Origin of the sequence: Mesorhizobium sp. M1227 (genome assembly GCF_040318315.1) — a bacterium.
Taxonomy (GTDB): domain Bacteria; phylum Pseudomonadota; class Alphaproteobacteria; order Rhizobiales; family Rhizobiaceae; genus Mesorhizobium.
Genome location: NZ_JAMYLZ010000012.1, coordinates 14,584 through 31,628 on the forward strand (window position 1 = coordinate 14,584; position 17,045 = coordinate 31,628).

Annotated in this window: 20 protein-coding genes; 5 read left to right on the top strand and 15 right to left on the bottom strand. The window is 61.7% G+C overall.

Features of this window, described 5'->3' with window-relative positions; genetic code table 11:
- Positions 1–4: 4 nt before the first annotated feature.
- From NKH28_RS16515 to NKH28_RS16525, 3 genes are all read right to left on the bottom strand, one after another.
- Entirely contained in the window at positions 5–946 is a 942-nt protein-coding gene (locus NKH28_RS16515; RefSeq protein ID WP_352540590.1) for an alpha-E domain-containing protein, read from the bottom strand.
- Between the two features lie 206 nt (positions 947–1,152).
- A complete protein-coding gene (locus NKH28_RS16520; protein WP_352925235.1) occupies positions 1,153–2,565 on the bottom strand; it encodes a circularly permuted type 2 ATP-grasp protein in 1,413 nt (470 codons plus the stop codon).
- Between the two features lie 172 nt (positions 2,566–2,737).
- Entirely contained in the window at positions 2,738–2,974 is a 237-nt protein-coding gene (locus tag NKH28_RS16525) for an Lrp/AsnC ligand binding domain-containing protein (RefSeq protein WP_023674883.1), read from the bottom strand.
- 236 nt (positions 2,975–3,210) lie between these two features.
- Here NKH28_RS16525 and NKH28_RS16530 point away from each other — a divergent pair, with 236 nt between their 5' ends.
- Positions 3,211–3,630 carry a DUF4864 domain-containing protein gene (locus tag NKH28_RS16530; RefSeq protein WP_352455762.1) on the top strand — a complete coding sequence of 140 codons (420 nt, stop codon included), beginning with the start codon at positions 3,211–3,213 and terminating at the stop codon, positions 3,628–3,630.
- Positions 3,631–3,639: 9 nt separating this feature from the next.
- On the opposite strand, the gene NKH28_RS16535 is transcribed toward NKH28_RS16530, so the two are convergent.
- The 8 genes from NKH28_RS16535 to coaD form a co-directional block, all read right to left on the bottom strand.
- Complete coding sequence (locus NKH28_RS16535) at positions 3,640–5,019, bottom strand: glycosyltransferase family protein (RefSeq protein WP_352682859.1); 1,380 nt, start codon at positions 5,017–5,019, stop codon at positions 3,640–3,642.
- 221 nt (positions 5,020–5,240) lie between these two features.
- Positions 5,241–6,371, bottom strand: a complete 1,131-nt coding sequence (gene tgt / locus NKH28_RS16540; RefSeq protein WP_352979689.1) for a tRNA guanosine(34) transglycosylase Tgt — start codon at positions 6,369–6,371, stop codon at positions 5,241–5,243.
- 8 nt (positions 6,372–6,379) lie between these two features.
- On the bottom strand, positions 6,380–6,649 hold the full coding sequence (locus tag NKH28_RS16545; RefSeq protein ID WP_352471691.1) for a hypothetical protein: 270 nt from the start codon (positions 6,647–6,649) through the stop codon (positions 6,380–6,382).
- Positions 6,639–7,724, bottom strand: coding sequence for a tRNA preQ1(34) S-adenosylmethionine ribosyltransferase-isomerase QueA (gene queA / locus NKH28_RS16550; protein WP_352540593.1), 1,086 nt, complete (start codon positions 7,722–7,724; stop codon positions 6,639–6,641). The genes NKH28_RS16545 and queA overlap by 11 nt, the downstream gene beginning before the upstream one ends.
- Positions 7,725–7,736: 12 nt before the next feature.
- Positions 7,737–8,135: a hypothetical protein gene (locus NKH28_RS16555; protein WP_352540594.1), complete on the bottom strand. Its 399-nt coding sequence runs from the start codon at positions 8,133–8,135 to the stop codon at positions 7,737–7,739.
- Positions 8,132–8,644, bottom strand: a complete 513-nt coding sequence (locus tag NKH28_RS16560) for a peptidylprolyl isomerase (protein WP_254817363.1) — start codon at positions 8,642–8,644, stop codon at positions 8,132–8,134. Before NKH28_RS16560 ends, NKH28_RS16555 begins: the two co-directional genes overlap by 4 nt.
- A gap of 29 nt (positions 8,645–8,673) precedes the next feature.
- Positions 8,674–9,264, bottom strand: coding sequence for a peptidylprolyl isomerase (locus NKH28_RS16565; protein ID WP_352471695.1), 591 nt, complete (start codon positions 9,262–9,264; stop codon positions 8,674–8,676).
- 76 nt (positions 9,265–9,340) lie between these two features.
- Positions 9,341–9,841, bottom strand: coding sequence for a pantetheine-phosphate adenylyltransferase (coaD, locus tag NKH28_RS16570; protein ID WP_352448768.1), 501 nt, complete (start codon positions 9,839–9,841; stop codon positions 9,341–9,343).
- Positions 9,842–10,037: 196 nt separating this feature from the next.
- Between coaD and NKH28_RS16575 the strand changes: the two genes are divergently transcribed.
- Positions 10,038–10,190, top strand: a complete 153-nt coding sequence (locus NKH28_RS16575) for a hypothetical protein (RefSeq protein WP_352502504.1) — start codon at positions 10,038–10,040, stop codon at positions 10,188–10,190.
- A 53-nt stretch (positions 10,191–10,243) separates the two neighbouring features.
- Here NKH28_RS16575 and gyrA read toward each other — a convergent pair whose 3' ends face one another.
- Together gyrA and NKH28_RS16585 are read right to left on the bottom strand one after the other, a co-directional pair.
- Positions 10,244–13,048, bottom strand: coding sequence for a DNA gyrase subunit A (gene gyrA / locus NKH28_RS16580; protein WP_352979692.1), 2,805 nt, complete (start codon positions 13,046–13,048; stop codon positions 10,244–10,246).
- A 148-nt stretch (positions 13,049–13,196) separates the two neighbouring features.
- The gene (locus NKH28_RS16585) at positions 13,197–14,024 is read right to left on the bottom strand and encodes a helix-turn-helix transcriptional regulator (protein ID WP_352979694.1); all 828 of its coding nucleotides are present in this window, start codon (positions 14,022–14,024) and stop codon (positions 13,197–13,199) included.
- 86 nt (positions 14,025–14,110) lie between these two features.
- On the opposite strand from NKH28_RS16585, the gene NKH28_RS16590 reads away from it, so the two are divergent.
- Together NKH28_RS16590 and NKH28_RS16595 are read left to right on the top strand one after the other, a co-directional pair.
- Positions 14,111–14,641 carry a hypothetical protein gene (locus tag NKH28_RS16590; RefSeq protein WP_352816473.1) on the top strand — a complete coding sequence of 177 codons (531 nt, stop codon included), beginning with the start codon at positions 14,111–14,113 and terminating at the stop codon, positions 14,639–14,641.
- Positions 14,642–14,715: 74 nt separating this feature from the next.
- Positions 14,716–15,345, top strand: coding sequence for a MarC family protein (locus NKH28_RS16595; protein WP_352979696.1), 630 nt, complete (start codon positions 14,716–14,718; stop codon positions 15,343–15,345).
- Between the two features lie 8 nt (positions 15,346–15,353).
- Here the strand turns inward: NKH28_RS16595 and NKH28_RS16600 are convergent, their stop codons facing one another.
- A complete protein-coding gene (locus NKH28_RS16600; RefSeq protein ID WP_023674868.1) occupies positions 15,354–15,779 on the bottom strand; it encodes an OsmC family protein in 426 nt (141 codons plus the stop codon).
- A gap of 123 nt (positions 15,780–15,902) precedes the next feature.
- Positions 15,903–16,415 (bottom strand): single-stranded DNA-binding protein, encoded by a 513-nt coding sequence (locus tag NKH28_RS16605; RefSeq protein ID WP_352448761.1) that lies wholly within the window; start codon positions 16,413–16,415, stop codon positions 15,903–15,905.
- Positions 16,416–16,623: 208 nt separating this feature from the next.
- Here NKH28_RS16605 and NKH28_RS16610 point away from each other — a divergent pair, with 208 nt between their 5' ends.
- Positions 16,624–17,013, top strand: coding sequence for a cupin domain-containing protein (locus tag NKH28_RS16610; RefSeq protein ID WP_352979698.1), 390 nt, complete (start codon positions 16,624–16,626; stop codon positions 17,011–17,013).
- Positions 17,014–17,045 lie beyond the last annotated feature (32 nt).

A 17,045-nucleotide genomic window follows, 5' to 3' on the forward strand; every position in this document is an offset into this window, starting at 1 on the left:
ATGCTCAATAGAACCTGTAATCCTGCGCGATCTCGTCGCCGAGCCTGGTGTTGTCGCGGATGAAATTGGCCAGGAATTCGTGCAGGCCGGCGTCGAAAATATCCTTGATCGACCCGGCCGTCAGCATGGCCTGGGTCTTGGCAGCCGTCGCATGACAGGCGTGGCGCTCCCCATAGTCGTCACCCAGGAATTTGAGATGCTCCGTCAGGAAGCGGTAGCAAAAGGTCAGCGAGCGCGGCATGCGGACGTTGAGGATCAGATAATCGGCGATGTTGCTCGGCTTGTAGTCGGCATCATAGACCCAGCGATAGGAACGGTGCGCCGACACCGAGCGCAGGATCGATTCCCACTGGTAGTTGTCGAGCGTCGAGCCGACCCAGGAGATCGACGGCAACAGCACGTAGTATTTCACATCCAGGATGCGCGCGGTGTTGTCGGCGCGTTCGACATACGTGCCGAGCTGCGAAAAATCGAAAATTTCGTTGCGCAGCATCGTGCCGTAGAACGAGCCGCGGATCAGCGCCGTCTCGCGCTTGATTGCGTCGAGCGCGTTGGGCAGGTCGCGCTCGTCGATCGGCTTGGCCAGTATCCGCTTCAGCGACATCCAGGCTTCGTTGATGCTTTCCCAGGTCTCACGCGTCAGTGCGGTACGCACCATGCGGGCATTGTTACGGGCCGTTTCGATAGACGACATCGTGCTCGACGGGTTCGATGTGTCGCGCAGCAGATAGTCGGCGACATTGGCGGCGGTGTAGTCGGAATATTTCTGCGTGAAGCTGGCGTCCGAACCGGCGCTGAGCAGCACCGAATTCCACTCCTCCGAAGCGTTCTGAGTACGAGTCAGCGCCATGCGCAAGCCGGCATCCACCAGCCGCGCCATGTTTTCCGCCCGCTCGATGTAGCGGTTCATCCAGTAGAGCCCGTTGGCGGTGCGGCCGAGAAGCATGTCAGGCGGTCCTGTGGTGAATAGTGAAAGGTGAATGGTGAATGGTGACTATCCGGATTCCAGGGCACGATTCCGCGCGCTTCACTTTCGGGCATTTCACCAACATCAACGACCCATATCCTTACCTATTCACTATTCACTATTCACTATTCACTATTCACTATTCACTATTCACTATTCACTATTCACTATTCACTACTTCCACTCTAATCATCCAACACCCACGTATCCTTCGTGCCCCCGCCTTGCGAGGAATTGACGACCAGCGAGCCTTCCTTGAGCGCTACTCGGGTCAGCCCGCCGGGCACGATCTGGATACGGTCGGAAACCAGCACATAGGGGCGCAGATCGACATGGCGCGGCGCCAGCCCCTTGTCCGTCAGGATCGGACAGGTCGACAGCGCAAGCGTCGGCTGGGCGATGTAGTTCGACGGTTTTGCCGCGACCTTTTTGGAAAACTCTTCGCATTCCTTCTTGGTCGCCGCCGGGCCGACCAGCATGCCGTAACCGCCGGAGCCGTGGACTTCCTTGATCACCAATTCATCGATATGCTCGAGCACGTATTTCAGGCTGTCCGGCTCCGAGCAGCGCCAGGTCGGGATGTTGCCGAGGATCGCCTTGCGGCCGGTGTAGAATTCGACGATCTCGGGCATGTAGGAATAGATCGCCTTGTCGTCGGCGATGCCGGTTCCCGGCGCATTGGCGATCGTGATGTTGCCGGCGCGGTAGACGTCCATAATGCCCGGCACGCCAAGTGCCGAGTCGGGGCGGAAGGTCAGCGGATCGAGGAACGAGTCGTCGACACGACGGTAAAGCACGTCGATCTGCTTGTAGCCCTCGGTGGTGCGCATCGCGACATGGCCATCGACGACGCGCAGATCCTGCCCCTCGACAAGCTGCACGCCCATCTGGTCGGCAAGGAAAGCATGTTCGAAATAGGCCGAGTTGAAGCTGCCCGGCGTCAGCACGGCAATGGTCGGCGCGCCCTTGGTGCTTTGCGGCCGCACTGCCGCCAGCGACTGGCGCAAGAGCTGCGGGTAATTCTCAACCGGCCGCACCTTGATCTGCTGGAACAGCTCGGGAAAGAGCTGCATCATCGTCTCGCGGTTCTCCAGCATGTAGGAGACGCCGGACGGCGTGCGCGCGTTGTCCTCCAGCACGTAGAACTCGTTCTCGCTGATGCGTACGATGTCGACGCCGATGATGTGGGTATAGACGCCGGCCGGCGGCCGCACCCCGATCATCTCGGGCAGGAACGCCTCGTTCTTGGCGATCAACTCCTTCGGCACCCGGCCGGCGCGTAAGATCTCCTGGCGATGGTAGATGTCGTCGAGAAAGGCGTTCAGCGCCTGGACGCGCTGTTCGATGCCTTGCGTCAGCCGTCGCCATTCGTTGCCCGAAATGATGCGCGGAACGATATCGAAGGGTATCAGCCGCTCCGATGCTTCCTGCTCGCCGTAGACGGCGAAAGTGATGCCTGTCTTGCGAAAGACGCGTTCGGCGTCCTGCATCTTCTCGGTAAGTCTGGCCGGGTCCTGTTCCTTCAGCCAGCGATCGTAAGCCGAATACGGTTTTCTCAGCCCGGAAACTTCCGGAAGCATTTCATCGAACGCTGCCAATCGCATACTCCCCTGTGGCGCCATTTCACTGGCCTGGCTGGAGAAAATCAAGCGCAATCGGTGATTTGTTGGGCGCCGGCGATCAGTATATCGCACTTGCCTAAAATTAAGGCAGCACCAATAGGGCCTTGATCAGGCTTTGCCTGGTGTCCGGGCACATGCCGGATGCGGATCAAAACGCGCGAAAGGTGACGACCGTGAACGTGTCCTTGATGCCGGGAAGAATCTGCACTTTCTCGTTGACGAAGTGGCCGATGTCTTCCTCGTCGTCGACATAGAATTTGGCGAGCAGGTCGTAGTTTCCGGCTGTCGAGTAGATTTCCGAAGCGATCTCGGCATCGGCCAGGGCGCTGGCAACGTCGTAGGCCTTGCCCAGATCGCATTTTATCTGCACGAAAAATGCCTTCATTGCCTGGTCCTGCTCACATCGCACGCTCTAATCGAGCGGCCCTTGTGGCAGACTGCCGCCCGGCTTTCAAGCATCGGCAATCGCTCAGGCTGTTCTCGCCTCGACAATGCTTTCTCGGCTCGGACACGGACTGCCACGCCGAATGTTTGCGCTCGGCTGAAACCCTGAAGCACTGCAAAGCGTATGGTATCATGTACCTTCAGGCAGCGATTTCTCAGGGACAACGGAGACAGGCCATGCGCCGCGCGTTTTTCGCATTCGCAGTCGTTCCATTCATTTTCGCATCCCAGGCCTTTGCTGGCGACGCCGAAGTCAAAGCGGCGCAGACAGTCATCGATGGGCAGTTGAGGGCGTTCATCGCCAATGACGGAATGACGGCCTACAGCTTTGCCGCACCGAATGTGAAACGCATCTTTCCGACCGTCGATACCTTCATGAACATGGTGACAAAAGGCTATCCGCCGGTGCGCCAACCGCAGACCTACTCCTTCGGCAAAGTTCGCGAGACGAGCCCGACCTCGATCATCCAGCAAGTGCTGATCGTCGGCCCGGATGGCAAGGACTACGAGGCGGTCTACACGCTCGAACTACAGCCTGACGGCAGCTTTCGGATCACCGGCTGCAGCCTGCGTGCGTCCACGTCGCTCAGCACCTAAAGGGGTGTTTCAATCCTGTCGCCGGTAGAGCGTCCAGCTCAGGCCTGAAAACCCCCAATGCCTCGACGCATCGGCCCGTTCATACGCCAGAGCGCATGCGGCCGTAGGTTGGACATGTTCGGCTTGTTTGTCCACGTCCCCTTCGAGGACCAGCCAGGCGGGCCGTTCGGTGCACATCCCGTCGTCTGTGACCAGCAATGCCCGACGATCCATTCGCGCCGCAAAATAGTTGACGACAATGGGGGTGCGGAAATTACCGTCGCTGGCATAGGTGGTTGCGCCGTTCCTGGTCATTTCATCAACGATAGCGGCGTAGGAGCCGCGTCCATATTGATAGAACTGAAGCAGCGACGAAATGCTTCCACTCACCACGATCGCCAGCGCTCCCATCGCAAGCAGCCTGGCAGTTCCGCGAGCATCCAGGCCGCGGCCAATCATCTCGCCGGCCCAGAGCAGCAGCAATGTTCCGCTGATGATGAAATAGCGCGGGAACTCAAGGTTGGGCAGATGCGCCGCCGCCATGAGCAAAGGCAGTCCGATAATCCCGATGGCATAAAGGCTGGCTCGACGACCGCGCCAGACACCGGCGGAGAGGCCGACAAGACCGCAGGCGGCAACGATATAGGGCCCGTCGCCAAACCAGGGTGGCAGGCCGAACAGAGAGCGGATCATCCCGCCATAGCCCTGCGCGAAGGCGGCAATCGAGAATGGCGAAACACCACCGACACTGAAGCCGAACAGCCTGCAGCCGACAAACACGCCGACAGCCAGCGGCAGCACGGCAAGCAAGCCCGGCAGGAAGATCGACGCCAGGTCCGCAACGACGCGGCCGACCTTCGCCGTACGCTGCCAGGCGAGCCAGGCGGTCCAGATTGCGAGGACCGCCACCATTCCGATCATTGTGAGATGGCACAGGAAGCCGAAAAGGATCGCCGCTGCCAAGGCCGCGCCAGACCACCGTCTATTGTCGAGCCGGCGCTCCAGAAAAACCACCGAGAGCAGCGTGAACAGCACAAGGCCGGCATAGCCGCGCGCCTCCGAGCCGTAATGGACCATTGGGTAGCTCACGGCAAACAACAGGCTTGTGGCAATCATCGCCTGTCGTCCGCGCGATGCGGCGCTCGCTGCCGCCGCACCGATCGTGGCAACACCTAATGCTATCGACAGACCTCGCTGGATCAGCGGCGAAGCATCGGGGCCAATGAGATAGAGATAGACCGAGTTGAGGAAATGATTGTTGTCGTGATTGACGCGCCAGAATATCTGGTCGATCGAGGTCAGCGGCTCGATCAGCGCAAAGCTCCAGATCTCGTCCAGCCAAAGGTCGCCGCGCGCGCCAAGCAAGCGCAAGACCAGGCCGGTCACTGCGATCGCCAGAATCGCAAGCAACGACCCAGCCGTCCATCGCTGAACCGCGATGGGGGTCGAAGGCGAAGGCTCGGCGATGCCGTTCGTCCGCACCGTCGTGCCAGGAACTGAAACTTGCCGCGAAACGAACAGGTTCTTGATCCTCGCCCGATGTCGTCCGGCAATGCTTATTGGGCAGTCGTTTCAAAACGGTTCATGGCAGGGACAACTCCTCCCTGGAGCCGGATTCCTGGCGAGCATGCCTACCGGACGGCGAGGTCACCGTTTGCCCATTGCTGCGTGATGATCTCGGCTTCTTCGGCGAACCTGCCAGCCTCGATCGCTTCACGAATGTCGCGCATCAGCTGCTGGTAATAGGACAGATTGTTCCAGGTCAGGAGCATCGCCCCAAGCGCCTCTTGCGAGCGCACCAGATGATGCAAATAGGCCCGCGAATAGTCGCGTGCGGCCGGGCAGTCGCTTGCCTCATCGAGCGGACGCGGATCGTCGGCATGGCGGGCGTTGCGCAGATTGACCTTGCCGCGCCGTGTGTAGGCTAGGCCGTGGCGCCCTGCCCGCGTCGGCATCACGCAGTCGAACATGTCGATGCCGCGCGCCACCGACTTCAAAATGTCGTCCGGGGTGCCGACGCCCATCAGGTAGCGCGGCCGGTCAGCCGGCAGCTCCGGGCAAGTGATGTCGAGCATCTCCAGCATCACCGCTTGCGGCTCGCCGACAGCCAGCCCGCCGATCGCGTAGCCCTTCAGCTCCATTGCCTTCAGCGCCTGCGCCGAGCGCAGCCGCAGATCCGGCACGTCGCCGCCTTGCACAATGCCGAACATCGCCTTGCCGGGCTGCTCGCCGAATGCCGTCTTGCAACGCTCGGCCCAGCGCAACGACAACTCCATGGCACGCTCGATCTCGTTCTGCTTGGCCGGCAGAGCCGTGCATTCGTCGAGCTGCATCTGGATGTCGGAATCGAGCAGCCCCTGGATCTCTATCGAACGCTCCGGCGACATCTCGTAGGGGCCGCCGTCGATATGCGAACGGAAGGTAACGCCGTTCTCGGTCAGTTTCCGCAGCTTCGACAGCGACATCACCTGGAAGCCGCCGCTGTCGGTCAGGATTGGATGCGGCCAGCGGGCGAATTCATGCAGGCCGCCGAGCCGCGCCACGCGCTCGGCGCCGGGTCTTAGCATCAGGTGGTAGGTGTTGCCGAGGATAATGTCCGAGCCGACGCCGCGCACCTGATCCATATACATGGCCTTCACCGTGCCGCCGGTACCGACCGGCATGAAGGCAGGCGTGCGAATTTCCCCGCGCGGCATGGTGATTGCACCACGCCGCGCCCTGCCGTCGGTCGCCAGCACCTTGAAGGTGAATGCGTCAGTCATTGAATTCCCTAGCCATCGAACTCCTTGTCGAATACCGGCGCGTCCGGGGCCTGCTTGTCGAGTGATTGCCGGTAGCGGATGCAGCCGCGCATGAATTTCGGCCACGGCGGCACGGCAATCGCCGGGTCGGTCTTTTCGGGCAAAAGTGACCAGAGGTCGGGATGGTGCCAGCACAGATCATGGCCGGTGGCGTCGCGGTGTTGGCGGATGCCGGCGCGCAGTTTCCTGACCTCGGCGATCAAGGCTTCCCGGTCGAAGGTTTCCAGGTCATCGTCCATCGGTATCCTCCCTGAACAGAAGACTTGCGTCTCCATAGGAATAAAACCTGTAGCGATTCTCGATGGCATGCGCATAGGCCGCCCGCATCGTCTGCAAACCGCAGAAGGCCGAAACCAGCATGAACAGCGTCGAACGCGGCAGATGGAAATTGGTCATCAGCAAGTCTGCGGTCTTGAAACGATAGCCGGGCGTGATGAAGATGTCTGTCGGGCCTGACCATGCGGCCAGCCTGCCGTCCTCGCCAGCCGCGCTCTCCAATAAGCGCAGCGATGTCGTGCCGACGGCGATAATGCGCCCTCCTTTTGCTTTCGCCGCATTCAGCGCCTCGGCGGTTTCCGGGCTGACCGAACCGGTTTCGGCGTGCATCTTGTGGTCGGCGGTGTCGTCCGCCTTCACCGGCAGGAACGTGCCGGCGCCGACATGCAGCGTGACGAAACGGCGCTCTATGCCCTTGGCGTCGAGCGTCGCAAACAGCTCCGGCGTGAAATGCAGCCCTGCCGTCGGCGCGGCGACCGCGCCCTCCTCCCTCGCATAAATGGTCTGATAGTCGCTGCGGTCGCGTTCGTCGTCGTCACGCTTGGAGGCGATGTAGGGCGGCAGCGGGATGTGGCCGACTGCATGCAGCGCCTCGTCGAGGAACGGACCTGACAGGTCGAAGCCGAGCAGCACCTCGCCGCCTTCTCCCTTCTCGATCACGGTCGCGTCGAGCTGGCCGAGAAGGCAGGAATTGGCGTCATGACCGAAATGGATACGATCGCCGGCGGCGATGCGCTTGCCCGGACGCATGAAGGCGAGCCAGCGGTCGGGCGCCATCCGCATATGCAGCGTGGCTTCGACCTGCGCCGCCGCCTCGCCGCGCCGCCTGATGCCTTTCAGCTGTGCCGGAATGACCTTGGTGTCGTTGAAGACCAGCACATCACCGGCCTTGAGCAGGGCCGGCAGGTCGCGCACCGTCCGGTCTTCGAGCCCCTCACCCGGCCTGACCACCAGCATCCTGGCACTGTCGCGCGGCTCGGCTGGGCGAAGCGCGATGCGCTCCTCCGGCAGATCGAAGTCGAAAAGGTCGACGCGCAAGAGATCCCCGCCTCAAGGTTCCGGGCAGGTCACCGCCCAGGCGCCGACACCGTCTATGCTCAACGTGCCGCCCATCGCGAAGCTGGACTGCTCGCTGGCCTTGACCAGCCGCAATTTGGCGACGATCGAGCTGAGGCCCTCATCAGTGAGATCGATCAGCAAGCGCTCGCCGTCTTCGAATGCCTGTCCAACGATGACTTTCGTTGAGCCTGGCTGTCCGTCCGTGGTCCATGTCTTGCCGCCGGCATCCAGCCACACACGCGCCACCGCAATGACGGCCGTGTGTCCCATCAAAACATCAATCGATGCCGCGCCGCCGTCGGCGCTGCAGACGATCGATTCCGTTGCCAGCGCCGGAGTGGCCGCCGCGGCGAGCATAATTGCGATGGCCGCGACAGCCCGGCTGGTCATTTCACGTCGGCCGCGACCTTGAGCGATACGATCTTGTCAGGATCCTGCACCGGTTCGCCGCGCTTGATCTTGTCGACGTTGTCCATGCCTTCGATGACCTGGCCCCATACCGTGTACTGGCGGTTGAGGAAGGCGGCATCGTCGAAGCAGATGAAGAACTGCGAATTGGCCGAGTTCGGGTTCTGCGAGCGCGCCATCGAGCAGGTGCCGCGGCCGTGGTTGGCGTTGGAGAACTCGGCCTTCAGATCGGGTTTGTCGGAACCGCCAGTGCCGGCGCGCGATGGCGCGAAAGACGGCTTGTTGGAATTGCCGAACTTCACGTCGCCGGTCTGCGCCATGAAGCCGTCGATGACGCGGTGGAAGACCACGCCGTCATAGGCGCCTTCGCGCGCCAGCTCCTTGATACGGCCGACATGGCCGGGCGCCAGATCTGGAAACAATTCGATGACGACCTTGCCCTTGGTCGTGTCCATGATAAGCGCGTTCTCGCGGTCCTTGATTTCGGCCATGTCAGAAATATCCTTTTGAACAATTGGGGTTACTTGCCGTCCGCGGCGATGCGCACCTTGATCATGCGATCGGGGTCGGTCACCGTCCCGTTCTGCGCCTCGTCGCCTTTCTTGATGTGGTCCACCAACTCCATGCCGCTGACGACATTGCCAACGATGGTGTACTGGCCATCGAGCGGCGGTGCCGGCGCGAACATGATGAAGAATTGCGAATTGGCGGAATTCGGATCGTCGGAGCGGGCCATGCCGACCACGCCGCGCTGGTAGTGCTCGGTGCTGGAGAATTCGGCCGGCAGGTCAGGAAGATCGGAGCCGCCGGTGCCGACAGCGTCGGCATTGAAGCCGCTCTTCATGTTGCCGAACTTGACGTCGCCGGTCTGCGCCATGAAGCCGTCGATGACGCGGTGAAAGGCGACGTTGTCGTAGGCGCCCTGGCGCACCAGCTTTTTGATCTGCGCGACGTGCTTCGGCGCAAGGTCGGGCCTCAGCGCGATGGTCACGTCGCCGTCCTTCAGCGTTACGATCATGGTGTTTTCCGGATCGGCGGCAAAGGCCGACACGGATGCGGTCACAAGACCGGCAAGCACGGCAAGCAAGAAGGCAAGCTTTTTCAGCTGCATGGGATCTTTCTCCGAATATCTTCGTTCATGCATGTCGTTACCCAAAGCCGGGTTCCACTTTTGGGTGACATGCATTTTATTTCGCGAATTTGGCGGTGAGCGCGCCGGCCACGGCCGCCGGCACGAAGGGGCGGATGTCGCCTCCCATCGAAGCTATCTGGCGCACAAGTGTGGCGGTAATGGTGCGCACTGAAGGGCTGGCGGGCAGGAACACCGTCTGCAGCTCCGGCGCCATGGTCTCGTTCATGCCGGCCATCTGCATCTCATAGTCAAGGTCGGTGCCGTCGCGCAGGCCGCGGATCATGATCGAGGCGCCATGCTTCCTGGCCGCGTCGATTACCAACCCGTCGAAGGCGACTACTTTGATACGCGCACCGTCGCTGCCGAATTCCGCCTTCGCGGCCGTTTCGATCAGGCCAACCCGTTCCTCGAAGGAAAATAACGGCTTCTTGCCGGGATGGATGCCGATCGCGGCATAGATTGTATCCGCCACGGCCAGCGACGCCTTCAGCACGTCGAGATGGCCGTTGGTCAGCGGGTCGAAAGAGCCGGCATAAAGGGCGATGCGTTCGGTCATGGCAGGTGCTTCTAGCGAGCCTCTCTCCTAAAGGCAAATCCGATCGCCAGCCCGCGCCGTGAACCTTTTGGCCGACGTGAACGACAGATGAATGTGCCGCTCACAACAGCTTCACGCAGTGTTCACTAAAGTTGCAGCTGCAGGAGATGAAACCAAACACCCATCTAATCGTTGTTAGGCGCAGGAGAACACGCACATGCTGATCTACATGCTCGCCACCGCAATGACCGTCGCCATGCTGATCGCCACCCTATTCGGGTTGCATCAGGAAGCACAGCGCGTCCGCGCCAAGGCCAATACCAAGCGGTTCGAAGGCTTCGGCAACCGCAGGCCTTATCGCCGCTTCTAGATTGCGGGTGTCTTCACACGCCGGCCCACAGGGCTGGCGTCGTCGTGCCAAACTCACTCGACGGAAGTATCGGGCTCCCTACCATCGGTATCGGCAACAGCGCCGCTTTCAGCATTCTCTTCGATCTCTTCATCCGCTTGCGGTTCTGAAATTCGCTCCACCGAAACGACCTTCTCGCCCTCTGCGGTATTGAAGATGGTAACGCCCTTGGTGGCGCGGCTGGCGAAACGAATGCCGTTCACTGGAACACGGATAACGGTGCCGCCATCCGAAACCAGCATGATCTGATCGTCATTGCCGACCGGGAAGGTCGCCACCAGGCGGCCGATTTCGGCCGTTTTCGAGACGTCGGTGGCGCGAATACCCTTGCCGCCACGGCCAGTCAGGCGGAAATCGTAGGACGATGAACGCTTGCCGTAGCCATATTCCGTCACCGTCAACACGAACTGCTCGTGCGCCTTGAGGAATTCATAGCGGTCGTCGGAAAGCTCTGCCTCTTCGCCGACCTCTTCATTGGTGAGCTGGATTTCTTCCTCCTCGCCGGCCGCGATGTCAGCAGCGAGCCGGCGTTCGGCCACCACCCGCTTGAGGTAGGCGGCACGCTCCGCCGGCGGCGCATCGACATGCTCGATCACCGCCATCGAGATCACCCGGTCGCCATCGGCCATCGCAATGCCGCGCACGCCGACCGAATTGCGGCTCTGGAAGACGCGTACGTCGCTAACCGGAAAGCGGATGCACTGGCCGGAACTTGCCGTCAAAAGCACGTCGTCATTGTCGGTGCAGGTCTCGACGCCGAGGATCTCGTCGCCTTCCTCGTCCAGCTTCATGGCGATCTTGCCGTTGCGGTTGACCTGGACGAAGTCCGACAGCTTGTTGCGGCGCACGGTACCGCGCGTGGTGGCAAACATGACGTCGAGCTCGCCCCAACTCGTCTCATCCTCCGGCAGCGGCATGATCGTGGTGATGCGCTCGCCCTGTTCGAGCGGCAGCATATTGATCAGCGCTTTGCCGCGCGATTGCGGGTTGCCGATCGGCAGGCGCCAGACCTTTTCCTTGTAGACGATGCCGCGCGAGGAGAAGAACAGCACCGGCGTGTGCGTGTTGGCCACGAACAGCCGGGTGACGAAATCCTCTTCCTTGGTCGACATGCCGGAGCGGCCCTTGCCGCCGCGGCGCTGCGCCCGGTAGAGCGACAGCGGCACGCGCTTGATGTAGCCGGAATGGCTGACCGTGACGACCATGTCCTCGCGCTGGATCAGGTCCTCGTCTTCCATGTCCGCCCCGCCCTCGGCGAGCTCGGTACGGCGCGGCGTGCCGAACTCGTCGCGCACGGCGATGAGCTCGTCCTTGACGATCTGCTGGACGCGGGCGCGCGACGAGAGGATGTCCAGGTAGTCCTTGATCTCGTCGCCGATCGTGTTCAGCTCGTCGGCGATCTCGTCGCGGCCGAGCGCGGTCAGGCGCTGCAGGCGGAGTTCGAGGATGGCGCGCGCCTGCTCCTCGGAGAGATTGTAGGTACCGTCCTCGTTGATGCGATGGCGCGGGTCGTCGATCAGAAGAATCAGCGATTCCACGTCGCCCGAAGGCCAGCGCCGCTCCATCAACTGCTCGCGCGCCGTCTGCGGGTCCGGAGCGCTGCGGATCAGCTTGATGACTTCATCGATGTTGGCAACAGCGATGGCAAGGCCGACCAGCACATGGGCGCGGTCGCGCGCCTTGCGCAGCAGGAATTTCGTGCGCCGGCTGATCACCTCCTCACGGAAGGCGACGAACGCCTTCAGCATGTCGGTCAGCGTCAGCAATTCCGGCTTGCCGCCGTTCAGTGCCACCATGTTGGCGCCGAAGGACGTCTGCAGCGGGGTGAAGCGGTAAAGCTGGTTGAGGATGACATCGGCGACCGCGTCGCGCTTCAGTTCGATGACGACGCGGTAGCCCTGGCGGTCGCTCTCGTCGCGAATGTCGGAAATGCCTTCGATGCGCTTGTCGCGCACCAGCTCGGCCATCTTCTCGATCATCGACGCCTTGTTCACCTGATAGGGAACCTCGGTGATGACGATCGATTCACGATCGTTGCCGCGCGCCTCGACGTTGACGCGGCCGCGCATGACGATGGAGCCGCGGCCGGTCGAATAGGCGCTGTAGATACCGGAGCGGCCGAGCACGATGCCGCCGGTCGGGAAATCCGGCCCCGGAATGATCTCCATCAGCGCCGGAAGGTCGATGGCCGGATTATCGATGAGGGCAATGGCGCCGTTGCAGACCTCGCCCAGATTGTGCGGCGGGATGTTGGTTGCCATGCCGACGGCGATACCGCCGGAGCCGTTGACCAAGAGGTTCGGGAAGCGCGCCGGCAGGACTTTCGGTTCGCTGCCCGACGCATCGTAAGTGTCCTGGAAATCGACGGTGTCCTTGTCGATGTCTTCCAGCAACTCATGCGCGACCTTGGTCAGCCGCGATTCCGTGTAGCGCATCGCCGCCGGCGGATCGCCGTCGATCGAGCCGAAATTGCCCTGCCCGTCGATCAGCGGCACGCGCAGCGACCAATCCTGCGCCATGCGCACCAAAGCGTCGTAGATCGAGGCGTCGCCATGCGGATGGTATTTACCCATCACGTCGGCGACCGGGCGTGCCGATTTCACATATTTGCGGTTCCAGTGATAGCCGCTCTCATAGGCGGCGTAGAGGATGCGGCGATGCACCGGCTTGAGGCCATCGCGCACGTCCGGCAGCGCGCGGCTGACGATCACGCTCATGGCGTAATCGAGATAGGAGCGCTGCATCTCCTCGATGATGGATATCGGCTCGATGCCGGTGGGGCCGCCGTCGGCGCCGCGCGGTGTCTTTTGGTCGGTCAAATCGGATCACAATCTAATCAGGAATCACTTGGTGCTTATATAGGAAGCCGGCCCGAAACTCCAACAATCGTGGCAGTTTTCCAGTGTGGTTTTTAGCGGCAAATTCAAAAGGATAAACCAATTGCGACGATATGGCCGTGGCACCCTTTCACGGGCGTCGCCGGCGGGCGCGATAAGTACCCGGCGCCTCGCCCATCAGCCGCCGGAAACGGCGATTGAAGGTTGATAGATCGTTGAACCCCGCCGAAAAGGCAATCGCCGAAATCGCCTGATCCGACGTCCGCAGCCGCACGGCTGCCCTGTGCAGCCGCGCTCTCAGCAGGAACTGGTAGGGCGTCATGCCGGCAACGTGCCGGAAGGTGCGCAGGAAATGGTAAGGGCTGGTGGCGGTCTCGTCGGCGAGTTCGGCAAGCGAGATCGGCCGGTCGGCATCGACTTCGATGCGCCGCACCGCTTCGGCGACACGCTTCTGGTCACGGCGGCTCGGCGTCCGTCCCCGATCCGTAGCGCTGCAAGCCGCTGTTACCGCGGCACCGGCAATGCGCAGGGCGAGTTCCTCGAACGCGCCGGTGTCGGCCATCTCGCGCGCCGCCTCCGCTTCGGCAAGCAGCGGCACCAGCGCCGGCAAGGGCGGCAGGCGCGGCGTGCCGAAATCGAGCGTCTTGGCGCCCGGCACGTCGGCGACGATCCGCTCCATATAGGCTGGTCCGAAATGGAAGGAGAGGCAACGGTCGCCGGCGCCATGCTCGTGCCCGCATTCGTAGCATGTGCCGGGATTGCCGAGCAGGAGCGCGCCCGGCGCCAGCATCGCCGTGCCCTCGCGCGCACGATAGCGGAAGGTGCCGTTGGTTACGGCGGCAACGCAGAAATCCCGATGCTCCTCTTCGAATGGCCTGTCGGCGGCGCTGGCGGTGCAGATGACATCCGACACCTGCCAGCCTCGGCCCGACGCCAGCCTGTGCGCGCTCGTCGTCATCGCCGAAACATAGCAACTTTTCCCAAGCGCAGAACCCCTGTCGGCCTCTATGCTTGCCGGTCTCCTGACAAGATGAGAGCGAAGCCATGTCCAATTCCTTTGCCAAGGCCCTGCACAGCGATGGGCCCGTATCGGCCCTTGCCGAGAAACTGAATCTTTATGGCCGCTTCGTCGGCGCCTGGACGTTCGACGCCACGCGCCATCTCGAGGACGGTCAGGTGCTGACCGGGCGCGGCGAAGTGCATTTCGGCTGGGTGCTCGAAGGCCGCGCGATCCAGGACGTATGGATCCTGCCTGCCCGTGACGCCGGCCCCTCGCCCTCGCTCGGCAAATGGACCTTCTATGGCACGACGTTGCGCGTCTACGATCCCGGCGTTGACGCCTGGCACATCTTCTGGAGCGATCCGCGCAATCAGTACTACAGCCGCCAGCTCGGCCGTGCCGAGGGCGATACCATCATCCAGCAAGGCGCAGACGGCACCGGATCTGCTGTGCGCTGGAGCTTTTCGCGCATCACCGAAAATTCGTTCCGCTGGCTGGGCGAACGCTCACAGGACGACGGCGCCACCTGGCGTCTCGAAGTCGAGTTTCTGGCGCGCCGCACCGCCAGCCCCTGATCCGCACGGTTTCCACTGGCTCCGCTTTGCTCTACCAATCCCGTTATCCGGCTTTGCCGGCGGGGAGGGTCAGCATGCCGAGCTTCGACAGCCTGTTCAACGCCTTCGTCACCATACTGGTGACGATCGATCCGCCCGGCCTGGCGCCGCTCTTCCTCGCCGTTACCCGCGGCATGAACAGCGAGGAGCGCAACCAGGTCTCCGTGCGCGCCTCGGTCATCGCCTTCCTGGTAATGGCGTTGTTCGCAATCGCCGGCGCGTCGATCCTGTCAGTCTTCGGCATCACTCTGCCGGCCTTCCGCGTCGCCGGCGGCTTTCTGCTGTTCTTCATCGCCTTCGAAATGGTGTTCGAGCGCCGGCAGGACCGCAAGGAGAAGATCGGCGACGTCGCCATCACCAGGGACATGATCCACAACATCGCCGCCTTTCCGCTGGCGATCCCGCTTATTGCCGGTCCCGGCGCGATTTCGGCGACCGTCCTGCTCTCAAGCTCGTTTCAGGGTTTGGGCGCTCAGACAGCCCTTGTCGGCATCATCGCCATCTGCCTCGTCATCACCTACCTGGTGTTCGTGCTGTCAGAGCGCATCGACCGTATCCTCGGCCAAACCGGCCGTTCGATCCTGACAAGGCTGCTCGGCGTCATCCTGGCGGCGCTCGCCGTACAGTTCGTCGCCGACGGCATCAAGGCGCTGATGGCGACGTAGGGACAGCCCTACTTCGCTGTCGTTTCAATGACTTCGAAGTCGTGGGTAATCTCGGCAGTCTTGGCCATCATTGCCGAGGCCGAGCAGTATTTCTCGATCGAAAGCCCGATCGCCCGCTTTACCTTGTCGTGTGACAGCGCCCGGCCCTTGACGACAAAATGCATGTGAATGCGGGTGAACACCCTGGGATCGGCTTCTGCACGGTCGGCATCGAGTTCGACCACGCAATCTTCGACCGCCTCGCGCCCCTTTTCGAGGATATGGACCACGTCATAGGCCGAGCAGCCGCCAGTGCCGATCAGCACCAGTTCCATTGGGCTCGGCCCCGGCGTCTTGCCCTCCGGCCCGAACGCAGTGCCTAGCACCAGCTTGTGCCCATTGGCGGACTCGCCAACGAAAGTGCGCTCCTCGACCCATTTGACCCTTGCCTTCACCTGATACGTCCTTTCACCGCTCAAACGCACAACGTCCCAAAAATCCAAGACAGATTTTCGGGACGCCATTTCGTGGCCAAGGTGCCGGCGCTTTTCGCCGCAAGGGCAGTCCGCTCCGAGAAATCAGAACGGGATTTCGTCGTCCAGCTCGCGCGACGAACCACCGCCGCCGCCCTTGTTGGCGCCACCGCGATTGAAACTTTCGCCCGGGCCGGACTGGCCGAAATCGGAACCGCGGCTCGCACCACCACCGGCATAGTTGCCGACCTGGCCGCCGCCCTCGCCCCGCGCATCGAGCATCTGCAGCTCGCCGCGGAATTTCTGCAACACGATTTCGGTCGTATAGCGGTCATTGCCGGTCTGGTCCTGCCATTTGCGCGTCTGCAGCTGGCCCTCGACATAGACCTTCATGCCCTTCTTCAGATACTGCTCGGCCACCTTGGCGATCTGGTCGTTGAAGATCACGACATTGTGCCACTCGGTCTTTTCCTTGCGCTCTCCGGACGTCTTGTCGCGCCAGCTTTCCGACGTCGCGATGCGGATGTTGACGACCGGGTCACCCGAATTCAGGCGGCGGATTTCAGGGTCCGCCCCGAGGTTGCCCACCAGAATGACCTTGTTGACGCTACCCGCCATGATACTTCTCCGCGCTCATCCGAAACCGAATTTTTGTCGCCGCACCTTACAGGCGATGGACAATCCCTGCCTGCCGTCGCTGCCTTTTCCCACAAGGTTTTTGTTCTCTTTTCGTTCTATAGGAGAGGCCTTGCACTGTCAATAGTTGTCAGTAAGAAGTAGTGTCTCGGCGTCGAATTTCCACAGACCATGGGATCGAGGCGAACGCATGAAGATGGTTGCGCATGACGATCAGCCGCAAGAAGAATGGCGGACGGGAGTAAAGACCCGCATGCATGTCTCTGCCCGCAACGGCGCAACTCAACTTTGCATGTTTGAACAATGGGTCGAACCGGCGGTTGGCGCCCCGACACATTGGCACCCGGTCGAGGAAGTGCTTACCGTCATCGCTGGCAGGGCCGAGATGTGGATCGACGAAGAGCATCTCGTCTTGACTGCCGGACAGTCGCTTGTTGTCGCCGCGCACAGGCAACATGGCTTCCGAAACGTCGGCTCCGAATTGCTTCATATTCATGCTGTGCTCGCGTCACCAGTTTTCGAGGCGACGTTCAACGGATCCCCCGACATGGTGAGACGCTGGCTTCCAGCGAGTTTGTAAAACCTCGCCTGTCTTAAAAAACACCGCCTGTC